This is a genomic window from Microcystis sp. M169S2, assembly GCF_020245865.1.
Taxonomy (GTDB): domain Bacteria; phylum Cyanobacteriota; class Cyanobacteriia; order Cyanobacteriales; family Microcystaceae; genus Microcystis; species Microcystis ichthyoblabe_A.
Map to the genome: position 1 here is coordinate 1 of NZ_JADBUB010000228.1, position 9,099 is coordinate 9,099.

Annotated in this window: 11 protein-coding genes; 2 read left to right on the forward strand and 9 right to left on the reverse strand. The window is 43.6% G+C overall.

Going from position 1 to position 9,099, the window contains the following annotated elements:
• Positions 1-125 precede the first annotated feature (125 nt).
• The 6 genes from IM485_RS20660 to cysK all read right to left on the reverse strand — a co-directional run bounded on the left by IM485_RS20660 (position 126) and on the right by cysK (position 4,603).
• Complete coding sequence (locus tag IM485_RS20660) at positions 126-296, reverse strand: DUF6887 family protein (protein WP_287745314.1); 171 nt, start codon at positions 294-296, stop codon at positions 126-128.
• Positions 297-496: 200 nt separating this feature from the next.
• Complete coding sequence (locus tag IM485_RS20665; protein WP_104398116.1) at positions 497-1,135, reverse strand: cadmium resistance transporter; 639 nt, start codon at positions 1,133-1,135, stop codon at positions 497-499.
• A 30-nt stretch (positions 1,136-1,165) separates the two neighbouring features.
• On the reverse strand, positions 1,166-1,741 hold the full coding sequence (locus IM485_RS20670; RefSeq protein ID WP_104398117.1) for a Crp/Fnr family transcriptional regulator: 576 nt from the start codon (positions 1,739-1,741) through the stop codon (positions 1,166-1,168).
• A 158-nt stretch (positions 1,742-1,899) separates the two neighbouring features.
• Complete coding sequence (locus IM485_RS20675) at positions 1,900-2,574, reverse strand: hypothetical protein (RefSeq protein WP_287745317.1); 675 nt, start codon at positions 2,572-2,574, stop codon at positions 1,900-1,902.
• A gap of 218 nt (positions 2,575-2,792) precedes the next feature.
• Positions 2,793-3,329, reverse strand: coding sequence for an MgtC/SapB family protein (locus IM485_RS20680; RefSeq protein ID WP_002793801.1), 537 nt, complete (start codon positions 3,327-3,329; stop codon positions 2,793-2,795).
• A 326-nt stretch (positions 3,330-3,655) separates the two neighbouring features.
• Complete coding sequence (gene cysK / locus IM485_RS20685) at positions 3,656-4,603, reverse strand: cysteine synthase A (RefSeq protein ID WP_287659471.1); 948 nt, start codon at positions 4,601-4,603, stop codon at positions 3,656-3,658.
• Between the two features lie 667 nt (positions 4,604-5,270).
• Here cysK and cpcB point away from each other — a divergent pair.
• Positions 5,271-5,789, forward strand: coding sequence for a C-phycocyanin subunit beta (cpcB, locus tag IM485_RS20690; RefSeq protein WP_002733930.1), 519 nt, complete (start codon positions 5,271-5,273; stop codon positions 5,787-5,789).
• 55 nt (positions 5,790-5,844) lie between these two features.
• Positions 5,845-6,336, forward strand: coding sequence for a C-phycocyanin subunit alpha (gene cpcA / locus IM485_RS20695; RefSeq protein WP_002732914.1), 492 nt, complete (start codon positions 5,845-5,847; stop codon positions 6,334-6,336).
• A gap of 410 nt (positions 6,337-6,746) precedes the next feature.
• Here the strand turns inward: cpcA and IM485_RS20705 are convergent, their stop codons facing one another.
• The 3 genes from IM485_RS20705 to IM485_RS20715 form a co-directional block, all read right to left on the reverse strand.
• Positions 6,747-7,745: a sulfurtransferase gene (locus IM485_RS20705; RefSeq protein ID WP_104395621.1), complete on the reverse strand. Its 999-nt coding sequence runs from the start codon at positions 7,743-7,745 to the stop codon at positions 6,747-6,749.
• 111 nt (positions 7,746-7,856) lie between these two features.
• Positions 7,857-8,525 carry a phosphatase PAP2 family protein gene (locus IM485_RS20710; RefSeq protein WP_287745319.1) on the reverse strand — a complete coding sequence of 223 codons (669 nt, stop codon included), beginning with the start codon at positions 8,523-8,525 and terminating at the stop codon, positions 7,857-7,859.
• Positions 8,522-8,902: a DUF7980 family protein gene (locus IM485_RS20715; RefSeq protein ID WP_104395619.1), complete on the reverse strand. Its 381-nt coding sequence runs from the start codon at positions 8,900-8,902 to the stop codon at positions 8,522-8,524. The genes IM485_RS20710 and IM485_RS20715 overlap by 4 nt, the downstream gene beginning before the upstream one ends.
• Positions 8,903-9,099 lie beyond the last annotated feature (197 nt).

Sequence of the window (9,099 nt, forward strand, 5' to 3'; positions counted from 1 at the left end):
AAAAGATATTTATCAGAAAAGTCATGATCAAGCTAGAGGTTTAAAGACTGATCGGGTTCCAATTATTTTTATTAATAAATATTTTACACAATTCATACCAGGTAAGCAAGAGGGCTACGCCACTACTACCAAATCATTACCAAATCCTCGATCGAACGCGGTGCGGGATCAATTTCTCCTGGTTCGGCCGTCACCCGATCGAGATAAATTTGAAAGGCCCTTTCGTCCTCTCTATGTTCGAGAATATAGGCTCGTAATTCTTCGCGACTCATCGATTCAAACTCGCGTTTTATCATACATACCTCCGATCGCCCGTTTAAATCTGATAATCCATGACGAAAACCACCTTACCAACCCGTGCGTTGGCACTTAAGGCCGCGGTCATCTTCTTGGGATAGGGTTGTTTTTTAATTCTCAGACCAAATCCTTTTATAACTTTTCAAGAGGATTTAGTATTACTTGGTCTAGCTGAAAGAGAATTTTTAGGCATTCTTGGTTAATAGGTTAAAAATAAACGATAGGATCGGCTGTCAACTAATATATAAATACCTAGAAAAATATAGATAAAAGGACTAATTTTATGTCCGTAGTTTGTAACCACTTTAGCTATCCTGGGATGGGTAATTAAAAAATAGGCTAGGAGGCACCAAATCCCCATCATGAGATAAAAAACTATCATGATAATTAAGACGTGCATCGGGGAATTATTGGCAAAAAGAGAGGTATAGATACCAATATTATCACCGCCGTTAGCCACGGTCACGGCAGCAACGTAATAGGTTTGGGAGGGAAAACGAGGAATAAAGGAGCGATTTTTAGAATAATTAACATCTTCTCTTACTTCTTGAATATAATCCTCATTTTCCCTTGACAAAAGTTGTTTAATGCCGATAATTAGAGGGATAAATCCTAATAGACCAATCCATTCTTTAGAAACCAGTAACCCAAATAGTAAACCGAGGGAACTAGCTAGGAGAATCAGGGTAAAACCGAGGTATTGACCAACAATCAGGTGTCGAGGTCGAAAATTAGCATTAAGTCGCGAGAAAAACAACATTAGCACCATCAGATCATCAAGATTTGTGGCCACAAAACTCGTCACGCTAGTAATTAAAAGGGTTACTAACCAATTCATAGATTGAAAAAAGAGATAATCCTTCCCATTCTAAATCTCGTAGTGCCAGATGTCCTCCTCTCGTAAAAGAAGACGATGGACGGGAAGACGTTCCACGGCCCCTTGTTGTTCAAGATGATTAAGTGCGCGGGTAATTGTAACTCTGGTGGTCCCTAATAAGTCAGCGATATCCTGATGAGTTAAACGCACATCAATTAATTGTCCGGTACCGGTTTGTTTACCAAATTGATTGCCTAACCATGACAGTAATTTCACAACCATAACATCAGTACGTTTGTAGCTACGAATAATACTTAGTTCTTGTGCTTGCTGAAGATGAGACAGCAGAATTTCTGCCATTTGATAACTCTCAAGTGCGGAAAAGGAAACTGCTTGCACAGGAGTGATGCACTCAACTTGATAGGGGTTGACTCTCTCTAGGGTTTTGCCAACAAAATTGCCAGGTCCCCACAATCCCAAGACGATCAGGGTTCCATCTTCTAACCAGGTGGAGGTTTTTACGACTCCACTCTCGATTTTCCAGAAATTAGGGTTTCTAAGGGGCAAAATCGCCCGATTATCAAAGTGCCAGCGATGGGGGGTTGGTGGTTGATAGGTAAGCGTCATGATTGGTAAGTAGTCGTGCAAAATTAATTTCCTAGTCGAGACTCCGAGACAGGAGACAGGAGACGGGATATAGCTATTAGAGATCGGATTTGATGATTTTGGGGTAAAAACGATAATTACCCCAAAAAAGACCGATTTTATGCCCTTACAAGCCCTATTTATTTCGGGGTGCTAGTCTTCTCCAGTTCCGTTGTGGCCGAGGAGATCAGTTCTTGCCAAGCTCGATCGCTTTCCTGTAGAGTCTGTTTAACCGCGTCGATGGTCTTTTCTACGCGAGTTTTCAGGAAAGGGGAAGCACTGTCTTTGAGTCGTTCGGTGTCGTCGGCTAAGATATCGATCGTCTCGGAGGTATTAACAAGGCTATTTTCTAGGGTAATAAGGTTGTTTTGCAGGGTTTCACTGAGTTTAGCCCCGGATTTGGTCAATTTTTTCGTAAATTTACTCACTTTTTCCCCTAGATCGTCAATATTGTCCGCTAAGTCCTCTAGGTTGTCCTGTTGAGCTTCGATAATCTTCTTGTCGAGAGAAGGAGCGGCCAGTTGAGCATTTAGGTCATCGATAGCCGATTTTGCCGCTTGGATGGCTTTTTCATAGGCAATTTGGGCATCTTCCAGAATTTTTGGGCTAGAAACCTCATTTTTTTTCTTGACTGGTTCCACCACAGGGCCACCCGTTGCTGTTGCACGGTCGATGACGGCCAACGGTTCGGGGAGTAGTGGCAAGGCGATCGCATTTCCCCTTCCCCCGAGGAGCAAAGTGACAGTTAAAAGGAAAATCAGCAGCCGGAAACCTTGATTTTTTAGGCTTTGAAAGCTCTTATTTCGGTTGATCATGATTTGATTTTCTCCTGTTTAGAAAAAATAGTTACTCTTTCTAAATGTTATCATATAAAATATTTATATGTTGTTTATATATAGACAATTTTATAAAAAATTTATTATGTTTTTTTAATCAATAAATTGCAGACAAAATATAAGTTTTTTGAGCCAAAAGTTATTATAGAAAAGCTTTTGCTCTCTTAATAAAAAATTAATTTTTATTGCTTTTTTTATTAATGAGACGCTGAATTATCCGATGAGTCTATTTCTTGATTGATCCGAGATATTTTCTTCCGACCCTTAATATATTTGGCTAAAGGTTGTTTTTTCTTCAGTCGTTTAATGCCACTGAGGGTGGAGAGAGTGAAAAAAGTTCCCACGAGAACCATCTGCCATAAACCGCAGCCAGAAGCCGCGCCTAATCCTGCCGCTAACCAGATAGTCGCCGCCGAAGTCAAACCTTTCACTTGTACCTTATTTAGTTCCCGATGGGATTGTTGTAGGATGATTCCCGCCCCTAAAAAACCGACACCAGAAGCGACCCCTTGAATAGTGCGACTGAGAGCATTAGAAGACGCATAACCCACATCTCCTTCCGCTTGTAGGGGAATCATCACGAACATGGCAGCTCCGAGACTAACGATGATAAAAGTTCTCAATCCAGCGGGACGACCGCCTCGCTGTCGGTTATAACCAATCAGACAGCCGACGGCCATAGCCATACTCAGCCGAAAAATAATCGTTTGCCAATCTTCCGAGTCAAAAAACATTGCTTAACCCATCAAATGAGATGAAAACTTCGCCTAACCAATCAAAGCCTTTTCCATATCCCGCTTTAAATCGTTCCTATTCTCGATCCCAATCGATAATCCTAGTAAAGCCGGTGTTATAGCAAAGAGCGGGGTGGTTAGGACAATCAATCGCTGAAACCCTTGACCGATAAGAGTTTGAAAATTGAAAGCGTCCTAACTAACTCGTTCTATGCCATACAGGTGGAAGTGGAATAAATGGGAACCGTTACCGCCCCATGGCTAGAGTCTGGTTCTTGCCCCCCATGAATTGCCCTCGTTGCAAATTCCATCAATTTATTGTCCTATTAGTCGATATCTTCGAGGTCTTTAAACAGGGCCGTGCTGAGGTAACGTTCCCCAAAACTAGGCTGAATCATGACGATTAATTTATCTTCGTTTTCGGGTCTTTTGCCCACCTGAATTGCCGCCCATAAAGCGGCCCCAGCCGAAATGCCCGATAGTAGTCCCTCCTGACGAGCTAACCGTCGTGCGTAGGCGAAAGCCTCTGTATCATCGACGACAATCACCTCATCGATTAATTCCGGTCGGAAAATTGCCGGGATAAAACCGGCCCCGATGCCTTGGATTTTGTGCGGTCCGGGTGGTCCTCCCGATAAGACGGGACTATTAGAGGGTTCAACTGCGATCGCTTGAAATTGGGGACGACGGGGTTTAATGGTTTCGGCAATACCGGTAATGGTTCCCCCGGTTCCCACGCCACCGATAACGATATCTACCAGGCCATCGGTATCGGCCCAGATTTCCTCGGCGGTGGTTTCTCGGTGAATTTTCGGGTTGGCCGGGTTGCGGAACTGTTGCAAACTATAGGCGTTGGGGGTGTTTTCGACTATTTCCTCGGCCCGGGCGATCGCTCCTTTCATGCCTTGGCTACCCGGGGTTAATTCTAATTGCGCTCCGTAAGCTTTTAACATCGCCCGTCGTTCTAAACTCATGGTTTCGGGCATAGTCAGGACTAAGCGATAGCCTTTAGCCGCCGCTACCATGGCCAGGGCGATGCCGGTATTGCCGGAAGTGGGTTCCACCAGAATTGTTTTATCGGGGTGAATTAGTCCGGCGGCTTCCGCGTCCTCCACCATACTGACCCCGATGCGATCTTTAACCGAGGCGGCGGGGTTCATACTTTCCAGTTTGACGACGATGCGGGCTTTTACTCCCTCTGCCACTGGGATTCGATTCAGTTGGACTAGGGGAGTCCTTCCTACCAATTGGGTGATGTCTCTTGCGATCGGCATAATCCCACTTGCTTTATACTTGTTGGCTATTTTTGATTATATATGTATTTAAGATGTTTTACAATACTTTTTAAGTCGGAGTACACTGCAAAATGCTGGTGTTGGCACCTCTGATCACAACGTCGGCGGGGATTATCCCTGTCGATTTTTTTGCCTTGCCACTTTTTTTGTATATCGAAGCACAATCGGCAAAGTTGTCTTGGGAAATTTCTCTTAATCTAGTTAATTATTATTAGTATATAAAAGCACATTTCTTTAAATAACTTAAACGAATTATTAGAGAGATGAAAAGAGCGATACTTTTTCTTAGTATAGGGTTACACATTTAAGAGAGTTTTCTGAGATTTATCCTAAAAAATTATTTTTTTGCTGCTTTTTTAAGAAACAATTTTTAATAAATAAAGGTAGAAATATGGTCTATAAAATAATTCATGGCAAAAACGAAGTATGTCTGGAAGTGCCTATCAAGGCTAAATTCAATTTAAAAAAATTGTTCCTCGATATACAAAAAAATCTGGCCAAGGGAGAGTAAATTTTTTTCAAGGACGATAGTATAGTCCCAAGAAAACAACTCCTAGATACTTTATCGAAAAAATAAAGAAAAGCCAGAAAATTCACCTCGATATTTTGCCGAAACCAATCATCATTATAGGAGATGAAAACTATGGTGTTAGATGCCTTTGCCAAAGTCGTTTCCCAGGCCGATACCCGGGGGGAATACCTGAGCGAGAATCAAGTCAATGCCCTAATTGCCTTCGTCAAAGATGGTAATAAACGCGTGGATGTGGTCAATCGTCTTTCCAGTAATTCTTCTGCGATCGTTACCGATGCGGCGCGTAGTTTGTTTTCAGAACAGCCCGTTTTAGTTGCCCCCGGTGGCAACGCCTATACAAACCGTCGTGCGGCCGCCTGCTTGCGGGATTTGGAAATTATCCTGCGCTACGTTACCTATGCCACCTTCACCGGCGATGCCAGCATCCTCGATGATCGCGCCTTGAACGGTCTCCGGGAAACCTACGTCGCCCTGGGAGTTCCGGGAGCTTCTGTTGCGGCCGGAATTCTCAAGCTCAAAGACGCTTCCCTTGCCCTAGCGGCCGATCCCAACGGGATCACTCGCGGGGATTGCAGTTCTTTACTAGCAGAAGTCGCTTCTTACTTCGATCGAGCGGCGGCGGCAGTTTCCTGATGCTGTGACTTTCTTATCTCAATCCGATTAAACTTTTGTAGGAGCAATTCCATCGATGACCAAGACACCTTTAACCGAAGCGGTAGCTACTGCCGATTCCCAAGGCCGTTTTCTCAGCAGTGCTGAATTACAAGTGGCCTTCGGTCGTTTCCGTCAGGCCGCCATCACCCTAGAAGCGGTAAAAATCCTCGCCCAAAAAGCCCCCAGTTTAGCCCAAGAAGCAGCCAACGCTGTCTATCAAAAATTTCCCTACACCACCCAACTCCAGGGGCCGAACTATGCCTACGATGAGCGGGGGAAATCCAAGTGCGTTCGCGATATCGGCTACTATATCCGAATTATCACCTATGCCCTCGTGGTGGGCGGTACGGGCCCGATCGATGAATATCTGGTCGCCGGTTTGAGTGAAATTAATAGTGCCTTTGAACTATCTCCTAGCTGGTATATCGAAGCCTTAAAATACATCAAAACCAATCACGGATTAAGTGGGGATGCTGCTGTAGAAGCTAATTCCTACATTGATTATGTGATCAACGCCCTTAGCTAATTCCCGTCAACTTCACGTCAACATAAGCTCAAATCTCCTAAATTCACCTCGGGATGAGCGCCGAGGTTTTTTTGCGTCCGTCTAACTTAGGGCTTGCTGAAAAAGTTTTTCGGTGGTGGCAGGGTGTGGGGTGTGGGGTGTGGGGTGTGGGGTGTGGGGAAGTGGGGTTTTATCGATTTTCAGGTGGTCAACTACCTAATTTTCAGGGAAAAAGTACCTGAATTTTCCCCCCAATCACTCCAATGGTCGGCAATTTTTGAGAGAAAAAAAGTCTAAAAACCTTATCCAACAAGATTTTTAGATTTATTCAGCAAACCCTCACTTAGTCGTCGTCGGGAACCTACCCTAACAAAAAAACCATCTTGGGCAAGATGGTTAAACACAACGAGTATAAACCGAGAAACTTGACTTTAGACCGCTTTTTCTGGCCCAGTAGCGACGGGCAGATCTGTGGTACTGTACTCTGTCCAAGAACCTTCGTAAATTCGCACCTTGGGATAACCGAGCAGATGTTTGAGGACGATATACTGTAAAGTTGCTTCCCGTCCAGTACTGCAACTGACGATAATATTATCCGAGGGCTTGATGTTGCGTTGGGCAAGAATCTTCCTGATTTCGTCTAAAGATTTCAATTTATGGGGATTTTTCAGGGATTCATCCGGATTATTCGCTTCCGTAAAGGTCGGCCAGGGTATATTTTTCGCCCCCGGAATATGACCATTTCTCAGCCAGATATCCTGTTTCCCCTGAAAAAGTTCTTCCGGTCTAGGATCGATAAAAACCACATCGGGTTTGCCGATCAATTTCTCTACTTCTGCTAAAGTTACCCGAATCGAGGGATTATCACGGACAGTAAAGCTCCCGGGTTGATATTTAGGGAATTCTTTAGTTACCTTTTGTTCAGAACCCTTATAACCCTTAAACCCGCCATCTAAGACCGCCACATCTCGGAAACCCGATCGCTCTAGTAAATAGGCGACCATGGTTGCCCCCAAGACATCGCGACCATCGGAATATACTACCACTCGATCGCCATTAGTGATTCCCGCGGCGGCAAAGAGACTGCCAATTTTATCCTCTTGCCAATATTGAACCGGCAAAAATCCGTTTGGACCACGAAAATTATTGTCGGCTATATTCACCGCTTTCGGTAAATGACCGGTGATATATTCCAAAGGATTAATCCGCACATCGAGAATTTTTAACTTCGGATCGTTGAGATTTTGTGCTACCCACGCCGGCGATACAAAGTCTATCTTAGTCTCAGATTTAGACGTGGCCATCAGGGGCGATGACGGGGCTAAGGTAAAGGTTAAAATGCACAGAAGAACTAAAGTGAAAAAAGTAAGGGGACGGCTTTGAAACCGTCCCAGGGATAGACCCTTCCCTTGACGCAGTTTTGGTTTCATGATTCAGTGTCAGCGACGAATATCAAACGATAATTACTATAGGGCTTTGATTAGCTTTCTCCAAAAATTTAGGTATAACGTGATATTTTTTTTGGGCAGCAAGTCGATCAACTAATTATTAGTTTCCTCTTGGGTGTTGATCGCCTTGGGTGTCTCTAATAACTGTTGCCACCAGAGATGAACTAGGAGGGACCAAGCGATCGCTAAAAGCCAAGAGGCAAAGATATCGCTAGGAAAGTGAACTCCTAAATAAAGACGGGTCCAAGCAATAACTAAGAGGAAGGGTATCCCCAGTAAAACTACCCCTAAAAACCAGCGCTTTCTCCAAGATAGGATCAGTAAAGAAACCACTAATAGGGAACTAAATAAAGCATGACCGCTAGGGAAGGCAAAATCATCGGGTAAGGGATAAAATAACTGCCAAAATTGCGGGCGGTTTCGATGAAAAAGAATCTTGAGATTATAACTAATTGCCCAACCTCCCGCCATGGTCACAAGGAGATAAGCGAACCCATACCAGTATTTTTTTAGGGCAAAAATCAGCAGTGAAATTGTTAGTATCGGGGCCACTCCCCAATAAGTGCCTAATCCCGTTAGTTTTATGACCAAAAAGTTTAGGTTTGAATTAGCAGTTTGATGAATAGATAGCAGCAGCGATTTTTCCCAAGCAAATCCTTGGGGATGCTGGTCAATAGCGATCGCTAAATCCGTAAAACTTAGCGATGTTAACAAGATGGCTAAGAAAAATAAGCTATTGTTTAAGTAGGTTTTGGGAATCACGGGGAAAAAGTGGCGATCGAGGATAACAGGGGCATTTCTAAAACCTGAAAATGCAGCAAAGCTAGGATTACTAAAGTATAAACTGTCGAGGAAAGTAATCCATTTCTTAATTCTTTTTGCCAATTGCGTTCTTCTTTCTCTCCACCGATTAATTCTTTCGTCCCGAATTGCATTAGCAGAATTCCCACAAGATTAGATAACCAATAACCAACCATGGCCGCTGGTAGAAAAAAATCGGCGTGTAAGCAAGCAATTAAACGACCGAAACCGTAGGCGATCGGCAGATTAAAAATTAGATCGTTCCACCAACACAGGGGCGATAATAAGTAACCAATCAATACCAAGCTTCCGTTTTTTATTTTGTCAAGTAGATACATCTTTTTTTTAGTTACTAACTATTAGTTTTGTTTTTTTGCCATCAGCTATCTAGGGTTTGCTGAAAAAGTTTGTTGGTGGGGGCAGGGTGTGGGGTGTGGGGTGTGGGGTGTAGGGTTTTACCGATTTTGAGGTAGTCAGTTACCTAATTTTCAGGGAAAAAGTACCTGAATTTTACCCCCGATCCCTCCAATGGTCG

Excerpts from the sequence above, each read along its gene's own strand:
- IM485_RS20680 (WP_002793801.1), bottom strand. The coding sequence starts at position 3,329 with ATGTTTTTTGACTCGGAAGATTGGCAAACGATTATTTTTCGGCTGAGT.
- cysK (WP_287659471.1), bottom strand. The coding sequence starts at position 4,603 with ATGCCGATCGCAAGAGACATCACCCAATTGGTAGGAAGGACTCCCCTA.
- IM485_RS20670 (WP_104398117.1), bottom strand. The coding sequence starts at position 1,741 with ATGACGCTTACCTATCAACCACCAACCCCCCATCGCTGGCACTTTGAT.
- IM485_RS20705 (WP_104395621.1), bottom strand. The coding sequence starts at position 7,745 with ATGAAACCAAAACTGCGTCAAGGGAAGGGTCTATCCCTGGGACGGTTT.
- cpcA (WP_002732914.1), top strand. The coding sequence starts at position 5,845 with ATGACCAAGACACCTTTAACCGAAGCGGTAGCTACTGCCGATTCCCAA.
- IM485_RS20660 (WP_287745314.1), bottom strand. The coding sequence starts at position 296 with ATGATAAAACGCGAGTTTGAATCGATGAGTCGCGAAGAATTACGAGCC.
- IM485_RS20675 (WP_287745317.1), bottom strand. The coding sequence starts at position 2,574 with ATGATCAACCGAAATAAGAGCTTTCAAAGCCTAAAAAATCAAGGTTTC.
- IM485_RS20715 (WP_104395619.1), bottom strand. The coding sequence starts at position 8,902 with ATGTATCTACTTGACAAAATAAAAAACGGAAGCTTGGTATTGATTGGT.
- IM485_RS20665 (WP_104398116.1), bottom strand. The coding sequence starts at position 1,135 with ATGAATTGGTTAGTAACCCTTTTAATTACTAGCGTGACGAGTTTTGTG.